Source organism: Trichococcus sp. K1Tr (assembly GCF_028309625.1).
In the GTDB taxonomy this organism is placed as follows: Bacteria; Bacillota; Bacilli; order Lactobacillales; family Aerococcaceae; genus Trichococcus.
This window is the reverse complement of record NZ_JAQMHR010000001.1, coordinates 681,310-700,502: the sequence shown is the minus strand read 5'-3', so window position 1 is coordinate 700,502 and position 19,193 is coordinate 681,310. Positions and strand designations below refer to the sequence as shown.

The following is a 19,193-nucleotide window of genomic DNA, read 5'->3' as shown; positions in this document are numbered from 1 at the left end:
ATGGAATATTCTTGACTGGATATGTAAAGAAATCTAAAATGATAATTGTATGCGAGTGATGGCCGTTGCGCTTTCAGAGCAAAACGGGCTGCGTCGCCGAATGAACACGTAGCGTATGAACAGAAGAGCAGACAGAGATAGCTGGGGCTTTCGTCCCGGCTCCTTCTTTTCAATAGGAGAAAGTAAAATTTAAGACAGAGTAAGGAATGAGCTCGATGGATTATAAAATGGACTCAGGGTGGCGGCTACATCCCATCGGAGGAGACACAGGACAAGCTTATATGGGCACCAGAGCCGAGGAAAGAGTCTTTTTGAAAAGAAACTCTTCACCTTTCTTAGCTGCGCTTTCCGTTGAGGGGATCACACCGCGATTGATCTGGACCAAACGGGTCGGCAATGGGGATGTCCTGACAGCTCAGGAATGGCTCAACGGCAGGGAATTGAATCCGGAAGAGATGAAAGGGAAGCCCGTGCGGGACATCCTGCATCGCATCCATCATTCCGAAAATCTCCTGAAGATGCTTCAGAAGGTAAAGGGTGAAATCTTCAACCCAATCAATTTCTACAACCTGTACGTTGCGGATCTGCCGGATGACTTGAAATCCAATTCGGTCCTGCAACAGGTGACTGAATACGTGAAAAACAGCATCGCCAGCATCGACGACTCGCAAAAGACGGTCTGCCACGGAGACGTGAATCGGAAAAATTTCCTGTTGGATGAGGAAGACCGGTTGTATCTTGTGGATTGGGAAATGGTCAAAATTGCCGATCCGTTCTCGGACATCAGCACCTTGCTGGTACAATACGTTCCCCATGAAGAATGGGGAGGATGGTTGGAGCAGTATGGCTTGCAGATGAATGACAATATGGAACGCCGTTTGGAGTGGTACAGCATGATGGTGTGCCTCTGCCTGATCAAAAAGAGCCATTCGCAGGAACGCAATGTGGAAATGAACCAACTGATTCTGTTGCTGAAACAGCTTTATCAGAATCGCCTAAACAGTTATTTATGAAATCCTCTTCGTTTTTACACGGACGGAAAGGATTTCTTTTTTCGAAAAAAACAGATAAGAAAGAGGAGAATTATGCGCGTAAGAAATAAACCATGGGCTGCCGAAAAATTGGCTGAAAGTACCCAATATGTAGTGATGGAACCAGCGGATTGGAAAGGGAAATGGCAGGAACGCTTCGGAAACGAGCAACCGATCCATGTGGAAATCGGTTCCGGCAAGGGCCAGTTCATCGTTGAGATGGCTCGCATGCATCCGGAAGTGAATTATATCGGAATCGAACGCCAGACGAGCGTAGCGGTCATGACGCTCGATAAGATGATCGAATCAGGTCTGAAAAATGTCCAGTTGCTGAATACAGACGGAGAGAATGTTGCGGATTTCTTTGCGGAAGGCGAAGTGGCTCGCGTTTACCTGAATTTTTCCGATCCATGGCCAAAATCCAAGCATGACAAACGCCGCTTGACCTACAAAAACTTCCTGCGCAACTATGAGCAAATCCTGGTCTCCGGCGGGGAAATCCATTTCAAGACGGATAACCAAGGCCTGTTCGAATATTCTTTGGCGAGCTTCTCGCAATACGGAATGACTTTGAAGCAAGTGTGGTTGGATCTGCACAAGAGCGATTTTGAGGGAAACATCATGACGGAGTACGAAGCGAAGTTCTCTTCAAGAGGAGACCGCATCTACCGCGTCGAAGCAGCGTTTCCGAAAAAAGCAACGGCTGATTCAGAAAAATAGAACCAAAACAAAAGGAAGGACCAAAGCTGCGATTGCTTTGGTCCTTCTTTTTTGTTTTGGTGCCACTAACGATGTCCAGCGATCCAAGCCTGCCTCTCGGAAATTAGATAAATCTGACCCATTGCGCTCTACGATGCTCATTCAGGGCCAGATTTCCTAAATTTCTTTCGAGGCAGAGCGGGCTTGTATCGCATTTCTTTTCTTTATAGTTTGTATAAGTCCAAAATGGTTCCTGTATAAGCGTCGGCGATGAATTCATATTGCACCAATACGCCTTCCTCTTTACGGGAGATTCCGCCGTAATACACATCCGTTTTTGAAGAATAGCGACTGAGCGGGACAGGATGCAATTCGATCCATGATCCTTCGATCGGTGCTTCAGCCAAGAACATCTTTTTGACGTTTTCCAGTATTTTGTCGCCGTTTACGGTCCGTTTCTGTTCATAGCAAAGGGCCGTCACGACTGAGCCGAGTACGAGTCCTGCTCCGAATAAAATACCGCCCAAGATTTCTTCTTTGTGTTTTTTGCACATGCATTTTTCCAAAAAGTTCATCATGTGTTCCTCCTCAAATTGATGCGCTTTCTTTTTTCTTCCTCAAGTATAGCAATAAAACGAAAAAAATAATAGGGAAACGTCGATTGCATCAGGCTTCGTGAAGGAAACGTTTCCTGGGCCGGGACAATGCTTCGGATCGAATGGAATCGTTGCTATGACAAGGATGCTGCGCTATAATGGAAAGGATAGTCAGACAATGAAGGGGGACCGGGAGCGGCATAAGGATAAAGTTGTGTCCTGCTCCATTCAAATATGGAAGATAAAACATTTGCTATGATCAAAGAATTGACGGAATTGCAGGGGACTAGCGGAAATGAACGCAATATCCGTAACTATATGCATGAGAGAATGGCCCCGTTGGTGGATCGCATCGAAACGGATGGCTTGGGCGGTATTTTCGGAATCAGAGAGCATGAAGATAAAACGGCACCGCGCATCATGGTGGCGGCACACATGGACGAAGTGGGCTTTATGCTGGCAGGCATCACGGATCGCGGACTTTTCCGGGTCGTGCCGCTCGGAGGCTGGAATGCCTATGTCGTTTCGGCACAACGTTATACGCTGCAGACATCCAAAGGCGATATTCCTGTGATCTCATCTTCTGTTCCGCCGCACTTGTTGCGTGGAGCCGATGAAGGCCAAAAAGTCAAAGTGACGGATATCTTGTTCGACGCCGGTTTCGATACGAAAGAAGAGGCGCTGGCATTCGGGGTCCGTCCCGGAGATACGATTGTTCCCCAAGTGGAAACGATCTGGACCGCCAACAAAAAGAAGATTATTTCAAAAGCATGGGACAACCGCTACGGGAACACGGTCGTTTTGGAAACATTGGAAGCATTGAAGCATGAAAAGTTGCCGAACACCTTGATCGCCGGCGCCAATGTCCAGGAAGAAGTCGGTCTGCGGGGGACAAAAGGGGCCGTTCACAAGTTTAAGCCCGATCTGTTCTTCGCGGTGGACTGCTCGGCTGCGGACGATCTGACGACGACTAAGGATACGTTCGGCCATCTGGGGGAAGGTTTCCTTTTGCGGATTCAGGATCCCGGCATGATCACCTTGAAAGGGATGCGCGAATTCCTGCTGGATACGGCGGAGACGCATGATATCCCTTATCAATATTTTGTTTCCAAAGGCGGAACGGATGCGGGAGCCGCCCATGTCATGAACGACGGGGTGCCGAGCGCGGTCATCGGCGTCTGTGCCCGCTACATCCACACGCACCAGACGATGTTCCATATCGATGATTACGCAGCAGCTAAGGAAATGGTCGCGCAAGTCATCAAAGCATTGGACAAGAGCACTTATGAAACCATCATGTCCACGAATTAAGGGGGGAGCTCAACTATGGATAAACTGAAAGATTTGGATCAATTCAAAGAACTGCGCGATACGGGGAAAACGGTCTTCGTCTTCATGACCAGCTGGTGCCCGGATTGCCATTACATCCGACCGTTCATGCCCGAGGTGGAGAACAAATTCGCGGATTTCCGTTTCTTCGAAATAGACCGTGATGATTTCGGCACGCTGGGTGAAGCGTTGCAGATTTCCGGAATCCCGAGCTTTGTCGCTTATGATAAGGGAGAACTTTTGGGGCGTTTCGTTTCCCGCAACCGGAAGACGCAAAAAGAGATTGAAGCCTTTTTGGAGCAATTGTGATACTATTTCGTTTGGGAAAAAATAAATGAAGAAGCATAAAGGAGCAAACATAACATGTGGTTAAGTTTTTATAATCGTGAAGCAGTCGGGGATACATTAATGTTGACGAAAGGGGATATCGCAGTCCGCCAAGAACAAGCCTGCGAATCAAAAGGCAATGTGACGCGCATTTTCAACAACCGTACAAATGAAACGATGGGCTACAATCTATTTTCGATTTCAGACACGCTGGCGTTGGATGCAAACGGACAAGTGCTGTTATCCGATGAAGAAGTGGCAAAAGTGAATGCTTTGATCCAATCGGCAGGTTTCAGTGATGCTGTAGTTGTCGATCGCTCACCTAAATTTGTTGTGGGCTACGTCAAGGAATGCGTGCCGCATGCAGACTCCGACCATCTGTCCGTTACGCAAACGGAAGTGGACAACGGTGAAGTACTGCAGATCGTCTGTGGTGCAGCCAACATCAAAAAAGGCCAACGCGTTGTCGTAGCTAAGCCGGGCGCTGTCATGCCCAGCGGTTTGATCATCTGGCCGGGTGAGTTGCGCGGCGTAGCCAGCCACGGCATGATCTGTTCAGCCAAAGAATTGCAACTAGAGAACGCAAGCCCTAAAAAAGGCATCCTTGTGTTGGATGACACCTATGCAATAGGCGCAGCGTTTTCCAAATAACGCTATGGAAATTTGGTTGAAAAAGAAGTACTATAATAAAGGAATTCCATTGAAACCGGGCATAGCATTGCCGGAAGCAAAACAAGAGAGGAGCTGACTGGATGAGTCGCTATGATGGACCAAGTTTTTTTCGGCATGACCATCGTTCAGGGATGGAAGGAAGTCATCCTGCAACAAATAAGTTTGATTTTCCGAATTACCTGAAAAAAGAGGACGAAGAGCATGGCATGCTGGAAGAAAAAAGCGATTCTGCACAACCGTCCTCCTACATCTCGCAAGATTTGCTGCACCCGATGGACACGGTCCCTTATATCCGCCACAACAAGGAGGCTTTCGTATCCTTCAGGGATCAAGCTGTGAAGCCTGCTGAAGATGTTTTTGCGGTCGAGAAAAAAAGACTGAAGGACGAAAAGCAGAAGGAACGCCGCACGGAATTGGGCATGCACCCTTTCGCTTCTTACAAGAGCAGAAGGCCTTTCCAACTGACCGAAGTACCGGAGCCGTTGAAAGGCTGGGAAAACCTGAAAGAAAAGAAAATCGATTATCGCGCGATTGCGGCAGTATTGAAGAAAAATAGCTCGGACTTGCTTATTTTCGAACTTGCGCCACCGGTTGAAGACGATGTGATCCTGAAGGAAGACAGCGTGGAAACAAGTGAGTTGCAACCGTTGGAAGGCAAATCCAAACGGGCAATGAACCGCTCTCTGTTGGGCATCATGGAGCAGGAACGCTCTTATGAGGTAGCCGGAAAATTCGTTCATGAGCCTGCTGATTCGGTAAGCCACTCTTATTTTTAGACATCACACTGTAACATTAGGTTGATTTGTGGACCGTGGAGAGTGATGCAATGAAATTATTGACATGTTTGACCTCAAATTTTAAATAATTTTAAGTATTTTCTTAATCTGTGCGTGCTATACTGGTTCCGATTCATTAACTGGACAGCAAGTCATCAAGTCCTGTGCGAATGTTTTGAGACACAAACATCAGAAGGTAGCCGAAAGACTAACCTTCCTTATTCATTTGGAGGTAATTATGGAAACGGAAACGATTTATCATTTTGTCGGCATCAAAGGTTCTGGGATGAGTGCGTTGGCATTGATCCTGCATGGAAAAGGCTATCGTGTTCAAGGGTCGGATGTCGAAACTTATTTCTTTACGCAAAAAGGTTTGGATGATGCTGGCATCACAATCATGCCATTCAGCGAAGCGAACATTACACCGGGTTTGACGGTCATCGCAGGGAATGCTTTCCCTGATTCCCATGAGGAAATCGCGAAAGCGAAAGAAATCGGTTTGACGGTCATCCGCTACCATGATTTCATAGGCGATTTGATCAAAAACTACACGAGCGTTGCCATTACCGGTTCACACGGTAAAACGAGCACGACCGGTTTGTTGTCCCATGTGTTGGACGGGATTGCGCCAACAAGCTATCTGATCGGCGATGGCACTGGCTTCGGCCGGGAAGATGCGGAGTATTTTGTGTTGGAAGCCTGTGAATACAGACGTCATTTCTTGGCTTATTCACCCGACTATGCCATTATCACGAACATCGATTTCGATCACCCGGATTACTATAAAGACATCAATGATGTTTACAGCGCTTTTGATTCATTTGCATCCCAAGTGAAAAAAGGCGTCATCGCTTGCGGCGAAGATGCGTATGTCCGTGAATTGAAAGGTAAATATCCGGTCACATTCTATGGCTTTGCTGAAGACAATGATGTTGTCGCCAAAAATGTCACGAAGGATACAACCGGCAGTCAGTTCGATGTGGAAATAAATGGCGAAAGGTACGGTCATTTTGAAATCCCATCATTCGGCACGCATAATATCCTTAACTCATTGGCCATCATCACATTCTGCTGGTTGGAAGGCTTGAACAATGATAAGGTGGCTGCGCAGCTGAAGACATTCACAGGCGTAAAACGTCGCTTCAGCGAGAAATACATTTCGGATATGGTCGTCATCGATGATTACGCCCATCATCCATCTGAAATCCGCGCTACACTCGATGCGGCCAGACAGAAATACCCTACGAAGGAAATCATTGCGATTTTCCAACCGCATACCTTCACACGTACGGTTGCTCTGCTTAGTGAGTTCGCTGAGTCGTTGGAATTGGCCGATAAGGTCTTCCTTTGCGATATTTTCGGATCCGCTCGCGAAAAGAACGGACAGGTTTCAATCGGCGATTTGGCCGACAAAATCGAAAAAGGCGCAACGGTATTGAACGTCAACAACATGTCCCCACTGCTGCAGTTCCATGATGCTGTCGCCATTTTCATGGGTGCCGGGGATGTTCAGAAATTTGAACTGGCTTATGAAGAGCTGTTGAGCCATAGCATACCGACAACAAATTAATTCAATGAAGTAACGAGTCCAGGGATCGCTTCCTGGGCTTTTTTGATACAAGCAGGTGAGGGTCTTGTTCCGGTTTTCGGAATAAATGGTTTCAATCAGCTAAACGGCTTTTATCGGAACGGCGTTTTTGATATGATAGATATATATGTGTTCAAAGAAAGGAAAAGTGAAAATGGGTCTGAAAGATATAAAGCTTGGAAAATCGATTGATGAAATTCAAGAGGGGGATTCGTTGACTGTCACGGAAATCATCGAAGACAAAGATATTTTGCTGTATCTTGGGTTGACGAATGACGGGAACCCGCTCTATATTCAACATGATTATTCGCAGACGACTAGGTTCCATAAGCCGATTGTGCCAACCGTTTTGTTGGTGGGGATTTTGACGAGCAATGTTTCCAAACATTTACCGGGTCCGGGTTCACATATTGTGGACGTTTCTTTGAATGTGATTGAACCGATCTACCACAACAGCACGATCACGTTCAATTTTGAAGTAGAGCGCGTGGATGAGCGCCGCGAACAAGTTACGATCAGCGTTGTCGGAACGAATATGGAAAACGACCGTGTGTTGGATGCTGAATTGATCGTAGAGACGCCTCGCAAGTTGATTTTTGATGAGGAAGAGAACGTAATCATGAACGAGCGAACTGAAGTCGAGGACGCCATCGATTCGGGAACTGATCCTGTATCCATGACGCAAAATGATTCAGAATAAGCAGAGTTAGGATGTAAACAGATGACTGATAAAAAGAAGAAATTACTATTGGTGGATGGCAGCAGTGTGGCTTTCAGATCCTTTTTCGGATTGCCGAATCTGGATGGGTTCCGCAACAAGAACGGATTGCATACGAACGCGCTCTATGCCTTCAATAATATATTGGAACGCATCTTCCAGACAGAAGAGCCTACGCATCTGTTGGTAGCATTCGATTCAGGGAAAACGACTTTCCGTAATGCCCTTTATGATGATTACAAAGGCGGGCGTGCCAGCATGCCGTCGGAGTTGTCCGAACAGTGGCCTTATTTCAGCGTCTTGGTCCATGCTTTCGGAGGCAAGACCTATGAATTGGTCAATTATGAAGCCGATGACATCATCGGGACCTACTCGCGGATGGCCGATCAGGCCGGCTATGATGTCGTCATCATTTCAGGCGACAAGGATATGATCCAATTGACGACAGATAATATCCGGGTCGACATCACCGTCAAAGGCGTGTCGGAATTGAAATCCTATACCCCGGACGTCATCCGTGAAGAATATGGCATCGAACCGAAACAGATCATCGACATGAAAGGTCTGATGGGCGACTCGTCGGATAATTATCCGGGCGTCACCAAAGTCGGCGAGAAGACTGCTTTGAAGCTCCTTACCGAATACGGCTCCATCGAAAACCTTTACGAGCATGTCGATGAACTGAAGAAAAGCAAGATGAAAGAAAATCTCATCAACGACAAAGAGAATGCATTCATGAGCAAAACATTGGCTACGATCGATCTGGATTCGCCCGTGACATTGAAGCTCGATGAACTTGCTGTTGAAGGCAAACAGATCGATAAACTGACCGATTTTTACCGCGAAATGGATTTCAACAGTTTCCTGGACAAACTGGGCGTGGCATCGGAAGACCGCTCGGAATCCTTCGAGGACATCCATTTCGAAGTCCTGACCGAGATCCGTCCCGAGCATTTTACGGACCGGATGGCTCTGTATGTAGAAATGTTTGAAGACAACTACCACGACGGGAAAATCCTCGCAGTTAGCTGGGGCACGGACGAAAAAATATACACGGCTTCATTGGAAACTGTGCAGGCTAGCCTTGCTTTCAAGGAATGGGCTGAGAACGCCGAAGCCAACAAAATTGTGTACGACGGCAAACGGACGATGGTCATGCTGCATTATGTCGGCATCGCGCTGGCAGGCATCGACTTTGATATCCTGTTGGCTTCCTACATCCTGAATGCGAAGGACAACAGCAAAGACCTTGCGCAAGTCGCTCAGGAATATGGCTACAACGATGTCTCCTTTGATGAGGCCATCTACGGAAAAGGCGCTAAAACGGCCGTTCCCGAGGATGCAATACTGCATGACCATTTGGCGCGCAAAGTGAAAGCGATCCTGGCGCTGTTTGCCCAATTGAACGCTGAACTGGAAAGCAACGTGCAAAAAGACTTGTATTACGAAATGGAGCTGCCGTTGTCGTTTGTCTTGGCGCATATGGAAATCCAAGGAATCAAAGTGGAGCCGCAGCGTCTTTTGACCATGAAAGAAGAATTTGCCGGTCGTTTGCTGGAAATCGAGAAAACCATCTATGCCGAAGCGGGGGAAGAGTTCAACATCAACTCACCGAAGCAACTGGGTGTCATCCTGTTCGAGAAGATGGGCTTGCCCGCCATCAAAAAGACGAAAACGGGCTATTCGACAGCGGTGGATGTATTGGAGAAACTGCAGGCGCAAGCGCCGATCGTGGAGCACATCCTGAACTACCGACAATTGGCAAAACTGCAATCGACCTACGTGGAGGGACTCCTGAAATTCATCAAACCGGAAACCGGTAAAATCCATACCCGTTATCAACAGACGTTGACGCAGACCGGCCGTTTGAGTTCCGTTGATCCGAACCTGCAGAACATCCCGATCCGGATGGAGGAAGGCCGGAAAATCAGACAAGCCTTCGTTCCACAACAAGCAGGCTGGAAGCTGTTCGCCTCCGACTATTCACAGATCGAATTGCGTGTGCTGGCGCATATTTCCGGGGATGAGCATCTGCGTGAAGCCTTCCTGGAAGGCCAGGATATCCATACCTCGACCGCGATGCGCGTTTTCGGCATCGAAAAACCGGAAGACGTCACTGCCAATCTGCGCCGACAAGCGAAGGCCGTCAATTTTGGGGTTGTTTACGGAATCAGCGACTATGGTTTGTCCCAAAACCTGAACATCACCCGAAAAGCCGCTCAAGAGTTCATTGACCGTTATTTCGACAAATATCCAGGCGTGAAGCAATTTATGGAGGACATCGTCAAAGAAGCGAAAGAGAACGGTTATGTCGAAACGTTATTCCACAGACGCCGTTACCTGCCTGACATCCATAACCGCAACTTCAATCTGCGCTCCTTTGCGGAACGCACTGCCATCAATTCGCCGATCCAAGGCACCGCCGCAGATATCATCAAAGTTGCGATGGTCCGGATGGATAAAGTCCTCAAGGAAAAAGGACTTCAAGCGAACATGCTGTTGCAGGTTCACGATGAACTGATCTTCGAATGCCCGGAAGAAGAGATTCCGGTGTTGGAAAAATTGGTTCCGGAAATCATGGAGCATGCCGTCTCCTTAGCTGTGCCGCTTAAAGTGGACAGCAACTTCGGCGACAGTTGGTATGAAGCAAAATAAACAAGGAACAAACCGATAAAAGAAAGGGGGCTGCTTATGCCGGAATTACCAGAAGTAGAAACCATCCGCAAGGGGCTCATCAACCTTGTCGGCGGAGCCGTCATTATGGATGTAGCCGTCTTTTGGGATCGTATGATCACGCCGCCTTTCTCCACGGAACGGTTCAAGACGGTCCTGCGGGGGGAACAGATCCACACCATCGAACGCCGCGGCAAGTATCTGATTTTCTTGTTGGACCACTGGGCTATGATTTCCCATCTGCGGATGGAAGGCAAATATGAGGTGAGCGAATCCGGTGAACCGATCAAAAAGCATACCCATGTCATTTTTTATCTCGCCGATGGCCGCCAATTGCGTTACCTTGACGTGCGCAAGTTCGGTAAATTCACGCTGTTGCCGATCGAAAAGCGGGATGAGTATGAACCTTTCAAAAAGATGGGGCCGGAACCGACCGCGGATTTCTTCAAATTGAGCAAATTCAAAAAAGATCTTGCCAAGTCGCATCGGGCGATCAAAGCGGTCATCCTCGACCAGAACATTGTAGCCGGCGTCGGAAATATCTATGCGGATGAGTCGCTTTTCCAAGCCAGAATCCATCCCCTGCAAACCGCCGACACAATCGGACCGGCTGCAGCCAAAAGACTGCAGGAAGCCATCATCGATGTGATCAGTAGATCGGTGGAGGCCGGAGGTTCGACGATCCGGACCTACAAGAACACGTTGGGTGAGGCCGGGAAATTCCAAGTCTCCCTCGCCGTTTACGGCCAGACCGGACAGCCTTGTCCGAACTGCGGCCATCCGATCGAAAAAATAAGGGTTGCACAGAGAGGGACGCATTATTGTCCGCATTGTCAACAACTGCCAAAGACGCGTTCGAAGGCAGCGGGCATCACTGATATTGCCTACAAAGGGGCGAAATAAACGAACATGAGTTATATATTGGGTCTTACAGGAAGCATCGCTACAGGGAAATCGACTGTAGCGAAGCTGTTTTTGTCTGCGGGCATACCGGTTGTCGATGCGGACTTGGGAGCAAGGGCTGTCGTTCTTCCGGGTGCGCCGGGGTTAGCGGAAATCATCAAGCATTTTGGTGAAGATTATCAGCTGCCGGATGGCACACTGGATCGCAAACGATTGGGAGAACTGATTTTTTCGGACAGGGAGAAACGGGCGGAGTTGGATGCCTTGCTGAAGGAACGCATCCGTCATTGGATACAGGCAGAAAAAGAGCGTTACATCAACGAAGGCCACGACCTCATCGTGCTGGATATTCCTTTGCTGTACGAAGGCGGGTATGAGGACAGCTGCGATGCCGTGATGGTCGTCTATATTCCGGAAGAACTCCAATTGCAAAGGCTGATGAGCCGCAATCATTTGGATTCGGATGAAGCCACCCGGAGGATGCAAAGTCAGCTTTCAATCGAAAAGAAAAAAGAGCTGGCGGACTTTGTCATCGACAATTCCGGGACAATCGAAGAAACCGAAAAACAAGTCAACGAATGGCTGCGCGGACATCTTTCCGCCTAGCCTGATGGTCCCGGAAAGACCATCTTTTCAAGGTTTTTGAGCCACAAGTATGTTATAATGAAGCGATAATAAAGGAAAGAAAAGGGGGAAAGCCGATGCAATGCCCAAAATGTCACTATCACGGATCGCGTGTTGTCGATAGTCGTCCTGCTGATGATGGGAAAGCCATCCGTCGCCGTCGCGAATGCGAACAATGCCATTTCCGCTTCACTACATTCGAAAGGATCGAGCAAACGCCGTTGCTTGTCATCAAAAAAAATGGCGCACGCGAAGAATTCAGCCGTGAAAAGTTGTTGCGGGGATTGATCCGCTCTTGCGAAAAACGGCCGATCGCCCTCGAACAACTGGAGACTGTCGTCAATGAGGTGGAAGCCGAAATCCGAGCGCTTGGAGAAAATGAAGTATCCAGCATCGTCATCGGGGAATACGTCATGGATAAGTTGTCCAAAATAGACGACGTCGCTTATATCCGTTTCGCAAGTGTTTACCGCCAATTTTCGGACCGGAAAACCTTCCTTGATGAATTGAAGAACATGGAGAAGAAAAAAGCCGAACAAGCGGCTGCTGAATCTTCAGACATCCAACCATCCGATGCTCCTCCTAACGAGGCAGCCCCCGGAAAGGAAGACAATGAATAATGAGTTATCCATGGCAAAATATAAGTCCTAAGGATCCTTTCAGAGCAAGCCAGACGAACTTGATTTCCGATGTGGACCGCAAAATCCTGACCCAATTGTATCAGCCCATCATCGGGCCGCAAGCATTCAGCCTCTATTTGACGCTGCTTGCGGAGATTCCGCAGGAGAACTATTGGAGCAAGGAGTTGCTTCACACCGAATTATTGGCTTTATCGAATAGCGGAATCCAAGAGTTCTATCAAGCGCGCGTGAAATTGGAAGGGATCGGTTTGCTGAAGACATTTCTGGTAAACGAGCCTGAGAAGCAGTACCTATACGAATTGCAGCAGCCGCTGTCCAGTCATGCTTTTTTCAGTGATGACCTGATGGGGTTGCTGTTGTATGAAAAAGTCGGCGAACGGAAATACCGCGAGTTGCAGCAGCGGTTCAGCCGGCAAGTCCGCGACGTAAAAACTGCGGAAAATATCACCAAGTCCTTTTTGGATGTTTTTTCTTTCTCGGAAAGCGCCTTTACGGAGCAAGCGCGGATGAGACAGAACGATAATACGTTGTTGGGTGATAACGAGGCAAGCCTGCCCGTAATCGAGAACGATGGGTTTGACTTCTCGTTTTTCCGACAGCTGTTGAACAAACAATTCGTCAAACGTGATTCCATCACAAAGGAATTGGAGCACACAATCACTATCCTCTACACGCTGTATGGTTGCGACGAACTGCAGATGGCCCAGTTCATTCTGGAGGCCGCCGATATCGAATCGGGCAAAGTAGACGGAGAAGCGCTCAAAAAAATTGTATCCGATGCCTATGAACAGAGACACAGCAATCGTTTGGAAGTTAAGGACAAAGTTACTCAGAGCATCCAACTGGCTAAAGATACTGAAAAAGGCCGGGAACAAAAATTGATTCAGGCACGCTTTTCCAGTGAAGAGATCTCGTTCATCAAGGCGTGTGAACAATTGACGCCGCATCAATTTTTGACGAGCATCAAAAAGCAGAAAGGCGGCATCGTGACCGCTTCGGAGACGCAATTGCTGCGCACGCTGATGGAAAAGGCTGACTTCAAACCGAGTGTGCTCAATGTATTGACGCACTATGTGTTGGTCATCCTCAACAATCCGCATCTTTCCAAGGCCTATGTGGAAGCCATCGCAAACGATTGGCTGCAGGATGGTGTCGATTCGCCCGAAAAAGCGTTGGCGAAAGCGAAACAATTCGCCGGCGAGATGAAAGCGAAAGCTGAGAAGCGGGCAGCCAGCCGAACAACCGCAAAGAATTACGGGAAAACGGTGGCGCGCAAGAAAGAAAACTTGCCGGATTGGGCTAAAGAGGAGCACAAAGCGGTTGTGGAAACACCGCTGACGCCGGAAGCGCAACAAAAATTGAATGAACGCATCAAAAAATTAAAAAGTAGCGGAAAGGCAGGGGATGAGTGATGGATCATATCGGAAGAGCATTTTACAAATATATGAATAATCCCGAAATCAGCCAACGCTACAAAGGCATGATCGACACAATCATGAAGGATGCCGATGTCCAGGCGTTCTTCCAGAAACACGAAGAGCGACTGTCGCGGGAAATCGTCGAGAGAAGTTATTCGAAATTGCACGAATATGTGCAGGAAAAAGAGAAGATCAAGCTGGGGAAAGAATCGCAGAATCCCGGCTATGAGCCGAACCTTGTATTGAATGCTGGTTACATAGATGTCGTCTATACACCGACGGACGAGACGATGGCGAGGGAAAAAGAAAAGGAATTGCGGAGCCGCGTCCATTCAATGTCGATGCCGAAGGATGTCCGCACTGCAACGTTGGATCGGTTTGTCCAATCAAACGAGCGGATGCCGGCCATTCTGGAGTCGTTGAATTTCATTGATTCATTCAATGGGAATCCAAAGGTGCATCACCAAGCGCTTTATTTCTATGGTCCATTCGGAGTAGGGAAATCCTATCTGCTGGGTGCGATTGCGCATGAATTGGCAATGGGCGGCCATCTGACGACACTGATGCATTATCCGACCTTCACGATGGAGATGAAACAGGCGATCCAGAGCAACACGGTCAACGAAAAGATTGATGCCGTGAAGAAGGCGGAGATCCTGATGTTGGATGATATCGGAGCGGAAGCCAATTCAACCTGGATCCGCGATGAAGTGCTCGGCGTCATCCTCCAGTACCGAATGCAGGAAGACTTGCCGACCTTCTTCAGTTCCAACTTTACGATGCAACAGCTGGAGGAGCATTTGCGCATGGGCAACCGAGGCGATGACGAGCCGATGAAGGCGAAGCGTCTGATGGAGCGGATCCGCTTCTTATCGCGCGAGATTCCTATGACCGGGAAGAACCGCCGTTTCGAGCAATAGGCTGACGCAAAGCTTTTCTTATTTTAAGCTTGAAAACAATTATTTTTTGTGTTTAAATGGACTACAGATGAAACGAAAGACAAATCGATGAGAAAGACACCGATGGATGAACTGATTTTTAGCGAGGGATGGCTTGGTGAAACATCCTAATCAATCATGTATCGACCCCTTTCGAGAGATTCCCTGAAACTGCAGTAGGGGGAAACGGTACGCTCGTTATCGCGTTCAAGTAAGGATGAGACAGAATCTTAAGCGGATGGCTGTCGCACTCTTTGAATTTGGGTGGAACCACGTAGACACGTCCCATTTCCGGCACAAGCTGGGGATGGGCTTTTTTTATTGCCTTTTTTGTCATCACCGAAGGAACAGAACTTAATTAATTGGAGGAATCAGCATGTCAGAGATCAAAATCACTTTTCCAGACGGCGCCGTAAAAGTATTCGAAGCCGGCGTAACAGTGGAAGAAGTAGCAAAAAGCATCAGCAACAGCCTGGCTAAAAAGGCTTTGGCCGGAAAATTCAACGGGGAATTGGTCGACTTCACACGCCAGTTGGAGACGGATGGTTCACTTGAAATCGTGACACCGGATCACGCAGACGGATTGGGTGTCCTGCGTCACTCGACTGCCCACTTGATGGCGCATGCCTTGACGCGCCTGTTCCCTGAAATCCATTTCGGTGTCGGTCCAGCGATCGAAACTGGCTTCTATTACGATACCGATATGGAAGTGCAGCTTGCCGAAGAGGACTTGCCGAAAGTCGAAGCGGAAATGATGAACATCGTGAAGGCGAACTATCCGATCGTCAGACGTGAAGTGAGCCGCGCGGAAGCGTTGGAAATCTTCGCAAACGACCCTTACAAAGTCGAATTGATCACAGCGTTGCCTGAGGGTGACGTCATCACTGTCTACACGCAAGATGACTTCACGGACCTTTGCCGCGGTGTCCACGTGCCGGCAACAGGCAAAATCCAAGTCTTCAAGTTGCTGTCGTTGGCGGGTGCCTATTGGAGAGGCAACTCGAACAACAAAATGATGCAACGTGTCTACGGAACAGCCTTCTTCGACAAGAAAGCCTTGGCTGAATTCATCAAGATGCGCGAAGAAGCAAAAGAGCGCGATCACCGCAAATTGGGCAAAGAACTGGACTTGTTCATGATCGCTCCTGAAGTCGGTTCCGGCCTGCCTTTCTGGCTTCCTAAAGGCGCAACGATCCGTCGCACGCTTGAGCGTTACATCGTCGACAAAGAAGTGAGCCTAGGTTACCAGCACGTCTACACGCCGATCATGGCGAACGTGGAATTGTACAAAACTTCCGGCCATTGGGACCACTACCATGAGGACATGTTCCCGCCGATGGATATGGGCGATGGCGAAATGTTGGTGTTGCGTCCGATGAACTGTCCGCACCACATGATGGTCTACAAGAACGACATCCACAGCTACCGCGAATTGCCGATCCGCATCGCTGAGTTGGGCATGATGCACCGTTACGAAAAGAGCGGCGCTTTGTCAGGTCTGCAACGCGTACGCGAAATGACTCTGAATGATGCCCACGCATTTGTCCGTCCGGATCAGATCAAGGATGAGTTCAAACGTGTGTTGCAGTTGGTCATGGATGTTTATGCAGACTTCCAGATCAGCGATTACCGTTTCCGTCTGAGCTACCGCGACCCAGAAGACAAAGTGAAATACTTCGATGACGATGATATGTGGAACAAAGCGGAAGCGATGCTGAAGGAAGCGATGGACGAATTCGGTTTGGAATACTTCGAGGCTGTCGGAGAAGCTGCTTTCTACGGCCCTAAATTGGACGTGCAGTTCAAGACAGCGATGGGATTGGAGGAAACGATGTCCACTATCCAATTGGACTTCCTGTTGCCTGAACGCTTCGATCTGACTTACGTCGGCGAAGACGGCGAAAATAACCACCGTCCGGTCGTCATCCACCGTGGCGTCATCTCCACAATGGAGCGTTTTGTGGCGTATCTTATCGAAGAGTACAAAGGCGCATTCCCGGTATGGTTGGCTCCTGTCCAAGCAACGATCATCCCTGTCAACCTTGATCTGCATGCCGATCAAGCATATGAACTGAAAGCCGTAATGGAACAGTTGGGTATGCGCGTCGAAGTCGATGACCGCAACGAGAAGATGGGTTACAAGATCCGTGCTTCCCAGACTCAAAAAATACCTTACCAATTGGTCATCGGCGATCAGGAATTGCTGAACGGAACCGTAACTGTCCGCCGTTATGGCTCGAAAGAAATGGTTACTTTCAGCATGGATGATTTCTTGGCTGAGGTTCAATCTGAAATCAAAAACTTCAAATAATCTTATCAAATCCACATCTTTCTGAGCAAATCATGATACAATAAGTTTCAGTGATGTAGCTTTGATTCTGTTAGCTTGATGAAGGCCCGGAACATGGCAGTTTGTGTTCCGGGCCTTCATGTTCTTATATATTTTGCTTGATAGGGGATGAAGGGTTTATGTTAAGAGATGAATTGATGAAAATGCTGGATGGCCGCGAAGATGACATGATCGCTTTGCGCCGTCATTTCCATGAGCATCCTGAACTGTCATTCGACGAGAAGGAAACGGCTGCGTTCATCGCCCGTTTCTATGAAGATAAACCGGTTGATGTGCAGACGAACGTCGGGAACGGCTATGGCATCGTCGTCACGATCAACGGGAAACGCCCCGGCCGCACCATCGCGCTGCGGGCGGATTTCGATGCGCTCCAGATCGAGGAACAGACCGGCCTGCCGTTCGCATCCAAAAATCCAGGCGTCATGCACGCCTGCGGACATGACGGACACACCGCCTATCTGATGGTCTTGGCTGATTGCCTGATCCGTCTGCGGGACCAGTGGGAAGGGACCGTCAAAATCGTGCATCAGCATGCCGAAGAAATGGCCCCGGCAGGTGCCAAGAGCATCATGGAATCCGGCTTGCTGGATGATGTCGATGAAATCTACGGCATCCATTTCTATCCGGATTATGAAGTCGGCACCGTCTTTTACACTAGCGGCTACGCTTATGCAGGCTGCAGTGACATCAAAGTCACGATCCAGGGGACGGGCGGGCATGGTTCGCAGCCGCACCGCTCCAACGATACGATCGTGGCGGCATCGAGCTTCGTGATGAATTTGCAGACCATCGTTTCCCGCCGCATCAACCCTTATGACATGGCTGTCGTGACGATCGGCTCCTTCGAAGCGGTCGGCAGCAGCAATGTCATCAAGGACAGCCTGATTCTGCGCGGGGATGCCCGTTACATGGATCTTGAGGTCGGAAAGGTCATCGAGGAACATTTCCACCGGATCGGCCGCGGTCTTGAGGAGATGTACGACGTGAAAGTGGAAATCGACTACAACTCCGATTACCCGCCTTTGTACAATCATCCGAAAGAGACTGCCAAAGCAGCCGCTGTTCTGGAAAAAAATGGTGTCGGGTCCTACTTGAAGCAGGTCATCGCAACTTCGGCCAACACCGGAGCGGAGGATTTCGGGCAGTATCTGCTGAAGATTCCCGGCGCTTTCCTGAATGTTGGTGCCCGTCCGAACCAGGCAGAAGTTTTCAATAATCATCACCCGAAATTCGATATCAATGAAAAAGCTCTATTGGTAGCGGCTAAAGCAGTCGCTGACATCACCCTTGCGGCGTTGGCCGGGGAATGAGCGCTTAGGAGGATAAAAATGGATTTAGAGAAGATAGAAACCGCCGTCCAAATGATTTTGGAGGCGATCGGGGAAGATCCGAACCGCTCAGGATTGCAGGATACACCGAAGCGGGTGGCGCGCATGTATGCGGAAATTTTTTCCGGTGTCGAGAAAGATCCAGCCGATCATGCTAAGGTGGTCTTCCATGAAGACACCGACGAAATTGTATTAGTGAAGGACATTCCTTTTTATTCCACTTGCGAACATCATCTGGTTCCGTTTTTCGGGGTAGGCCATATCGCTTATATGCCGAAAGATGGACAGGTGATCGGCTTGAGCAAGCTGGCGCGTATCCTGGATGAGGTCAGCAAAAAACCGCAGATCCAGGAACGGATCACGACGACGGTTGCGGATATCCTGATGGAGCATTTGCAACCGCAGGGAGTCATGGTGGTTTTGGAAGCCGAGCATATGTGCATGACGATGCGGGGCGTGAAAAAACCGGGCAGCAAGACTGTGACATCCGCAGTCCGTGGCGCATTCAAACAATCATTCAAATCCAGAAGCGAAGTGTTGGAATTGATCAAACTGTAGAAAAATTACCCGCTGATGAGGAGA

The 19,193-nt window shown here is 48.7% G+C and carries 18 protein-coding genes; 17 read left to right on the top strand and 1 reads right to left on the bottom strand.

What is annotated here, in order from left to right:
- The first annotated feature begins 215 nt into the window (after positions 1–215).
- Complete coding sequence (locus PH235_RS03260) at positions 216–1,013, top strand: phosphotransferase family protein (protein WP_272160999.1); 798 nt, start codon at positions 216–218, stop codon at positions 1,011–1,013.
- A 72-nt stretch (positions 1,014–1,085) separates the two neighbouring features.
- On the top strand, positions 1,086–1,751 hold the full coding sequence (gene trmB, locus PH235_RS03255) for a tRNA (guanosine(46)-N7)-methyltransferase TrmB (protein ID WP_086628399.1): 666 nt from the start codon (positions 1,086–1,088) through the stop codon (positions 1,749–1,751).
- A gap of 203 nt (positions 1,752–1,954) precedes the next feature.
- Here trmB and PH235_RS03250 read toward each other — a convergent pair whose 3' ends face one another.
- A complete protein-coding gene (locus PH235_RS03250; protein ID WP_245830758.1) occupies positions 1,955–2,305 on the bottom strand; it encodes a PepSY domain-containing protein in 351 nt (116 codons plus the stop codon).
- Between the two features lie 255 nt (positions 2,306–2,560).
- Between PH235_RS03250 and pepA the strand changes: the two genes are divergently transcribed.
- The 15 genes from pepA to folE all read left to right on the top strand — a co-directional run bounded on the left by pepA (position 2,561) and on the right by folE (position 19,169).
- Positions 2,561–3,637: a glutamyl aminopeptidase gene (gene pepA, locus PH235_RS03245; protein ID WP_272160998.1), complete on the top strand. Its 1,077-nt coding sequence runs from the start codon at positions 2,561–2,563 to the stop codon at positions 3,635–3,637.
- Between the two features lie 15 nt (positions 3,638–3,652).
- A complete protein-coding gene (locus tag PH235_RS03240; protein WP_272160997.1) occupies positions 3,653–3,964 on the top strand; it encodes a thioredoxin family protein in 312 nt (103 codons plus the stop codon).
- A 54-nt stretch (positions 3,965–4,018) separates the two neighbouring features.
- Positions 4,019–4,633 (top strand): YtpR family tRNA-binding protein, encoded by a 615-nt coding sequence (gene ytpR / locus PH235_RS03235; RefSeq protein WP_272160996.1) that lies wholly within the window; start codon positions 4,019–4,021, stop codon positions 4,631–4,633.
- Between the two features lie 101 nt (positions 4,634–4,734).
- Positions 4,735–5,430 (top strand): hypothetical protein, encoded by a 696-nt coding sequence (locus tag PH235_RS03230; RefSeq protein WP_272160995.1) that lies wholly within the window; start codon positions 4,735–4,737, stop codon positions 5,428–5,430.
- A gap of 238 nt (positions 5,431–5,668) precedes the next feature.
- Positions 5,669–7,000, top strand: coding sequence for a UDP-N-acetylmuramate--L-alanine ligase (gene murC, locus PH235_RS03225; RefSeq protein ID WP_272160994.1), 1,332 nt, complete (start codon positions 5,669–5,671; stop codon positions 6,998–7,000).
- Positions 7,001–7,172: 172 nt separating this feature from the next.
- Positions 7,173–7,718 (top strand): MaoC/PaaZ C-terminal domain-containing protein, encoded by a 546-nt coding sequence (locus PH235_RS03220; RefSeq protein ID WP_443080827.1) that lies wholly within the window; start codon positions 7,173–7,175, stop codon positions 7,716–7,718.
- A 21-nt stretch (positions 7,719–7,739) separates the two neighbouring features.
- Complete coding sequence (gene polA, locus PH235_RS03215; protein WP_272160993.1) at positions 7,740–10,391, top strand: DNA polymerase I; 2,652 nt, start codon at positions 7,740–7,742, stop codon at positions 10,389–10,391.
- Between the two features lie 36 nt (positions 10,392–10,427).
- Positions 10,428–11,312, top strand: a complete 885-nt coding sequence (gene mutM / locus PH235_RS03210) for a DNA-formamidopyrimidine glycosylase (protein WP_272160992.1) — start codon at positions 10,428–10,430, stop codon at positions 11,310–11,312.
- A gap of 6 nt (positions 11,313–11,318) precedes the next feature.
- The gene (gene coaE, locus PH235_RS03205; protein ID WP_272160991.1) at positions 11,319–11,918 is read left to right on the top strand and encodes a dephospho-CoA kinase; all 600 of its coding nucleotides are present in this window, start codon (positions 11,319–11,321) and stop codon (positions 11,916–11,918) included.
- Between the two features lie 95 nt (positions 11,919–12,013).
- Entirely contained in the window at positions 12,014–12,556 is a 543-nt protein-coding gene (gene nrdR, locus PH235_RS03200) for a transcriptional regulator NrdR (RefSeq protein ID WP_108031228.1), read from the top strand.
- Positions 12,556–13,989, top strand: coding sequence for a replication initiation and membrane attachment family protein (locus tag PH235_RS03195; RefSeq protein ID WP_272160990.1), 1,434 nt, complete (start codon positions 12,556–12,558; stop codon positions 13,987–13,989). Before nrdR ends, PH235_RS03195 begins: the two co-directional genes overlap by 1 nt.
- Positions 13,989–14,915, top strand: a complete 927-nt coding sequence (gene dnaI / locus PH235_RS03190) for a primosomal protein DnaI (protein ID WP_272160989.1) — start codon at positions 13,989–13,991, stop codon at positions 14,913–14,915. Before PH235_RS03195 ends, dnaI begins: the two co-directional genes overlap by 1 nt.
- Before the next feature lie 394 nt (positions 14,916–15,309).
- Entirely contained in the window at positions 15,310–17,244 is a 1,935-nt protein-coding gene (gene thrS / locus PH235_RS03185; protein WP_272160988.1) for a threonine--tRNA ligase, read from the top strand.
- Between the two features lie 158 nt (positions 17,245–17,402).
- Complete coding sequence (locus PH235_RS03180) at positions 17,403–18,593, top strand: amidohydrolase (protein ID WP_272160987.1); 1,191 nt, start codon at positions 17,403–17,405, stop codon at positions 18,591–18,593.
- 18 nt (positions 18,594–18,611) lie between these two features.
- A complete protein-coding gene (folE, locus tag PH235_RS03175; protein WP_106450871.1) occupies positions 18,612–19,169 on the top strand; it encodes a GTP cyclohydrolase I FolE in 558 nt (185 codons plus the stop codon).
- The last annotated feature ends 24 nt before the right edge of the window (positions 19,170–19,193 follow it).

Bases quoted from the DNA above. Each gene is read 5' to 3' on its own strand.
- PH235_RS03260 (WP_272160999.1), top strand. From the start codon at position 216: ATGGATTATAAAATGGACTCAGGGTGGCGGCTACATCCCATCGGAGGA.
- trmB (WP_086628399.1), top strand. From the start codon at position 1,086: ATGCGCGTAAGAAATAAACCATGGGCTGCCGAAAAATTGGCTGAAAGT.
- PH235_RS03250 (WP_245830758.1), bottom strand. From the start codon at position 2,305: ATGAACTTTTTGGAAAAATGCATGTGCAAAAAACACAAAGAAGAAATC.
- pepA (WP_272160998.1), top strand. From the start codon at position 2,561: ATGGAAGATAAAACATTTGCTATGATCAAAGAATTGACGGAATTGCAG.
- PH235_RS03240 (WP_272160997.1), top strand. From the start codon at position 3,653: ATGGATAAACTGAAAGATTTGGATCAATTCAAAGAACTGCGCGATACG.
- ytpR (WP_272160996.1), top strand. From the start codon at position 4,019: ATGTGGTTAAGTTTTTATAATCGTGAAGCAGTCGGGGATACATTAATG.
- PH235_RS03230 (WP_272160995.1), top strand. From the start codon at position 4,735: ATGAGTCGCTATGATGGACCAAGTTTTTTTCGGCATGACCATCGTTCA.
- murC (WP_272160994.1), top strand. From the start codon at position 5,669: ATGGAAACGGAAACGATTTATCATTTTGTCGGCATCAAAGGTTCTGGG.
- PH235_RS03220 (WP_443080827.1), top strand. From the start codon at position 7,173: ATGGGTCTGAAAGATATAAAGCTTGGAAAATCGATTGATGAAATTCAA.
- polA (WP_272160993.1), top strand. From the start codon at position 7,740: ATGACTGATAAAAAGAAGAAATTACTATTGGTGGATGGCAGCAGTGTG.
- mutM (WP_272160992.1), top strand. From the start codon at position 10,428: ATGCCGGAATTACCAGAAGTAGAAACCATCCGCAAGGGGCTCATCAAC.
- coaE (WP_272160991.1), top strand. From the start codon at position 11,319: ATGAGTTATATATTGGGTCTTACAGGAAGCATCGCTACAGGGAAATCG.
- nrdR (WP_108031228.1), top strand. From the start codon at position 12,014: ATGCAATGCCCAAAATGTCACTATCACGGATCGCGTGTTGTCGATAGT.
- PH235_RS03195 (WP_272160990.1), top strand. From the start codon at position 12,556: ATGAGTTATCCATGGCAAAATATAAGTCCTAAGGATCCTTTCAGAGCA.
- dnaI (WP_272160989.1), top strand. From the start codon at position 13,989: ATGGATCATATCGGAAGAGCATTTTACAAATATATGAATAATCCCGAA.
- thrS (WP_272160988.1), top strand. From the start codon at position 15,310: ATGTCAGAGATCAAAATCACTTTTCCAGACGGCGCCGTAAAAGTATTC.
- PH235_RS03180 (WP_272160987.1), top strand. From the start codon at position 17,403: ATGTTAAGAGATGAATTGATGAAAATGCTGGATGGCCGCGAAGATGAC.
- folE (WP_106450871.1), top strand. From the start codon at position 18,612: ATGGATTTAGAGAAGATAGAAACCGCCGTCCAAATGATTTTGGAGGCG.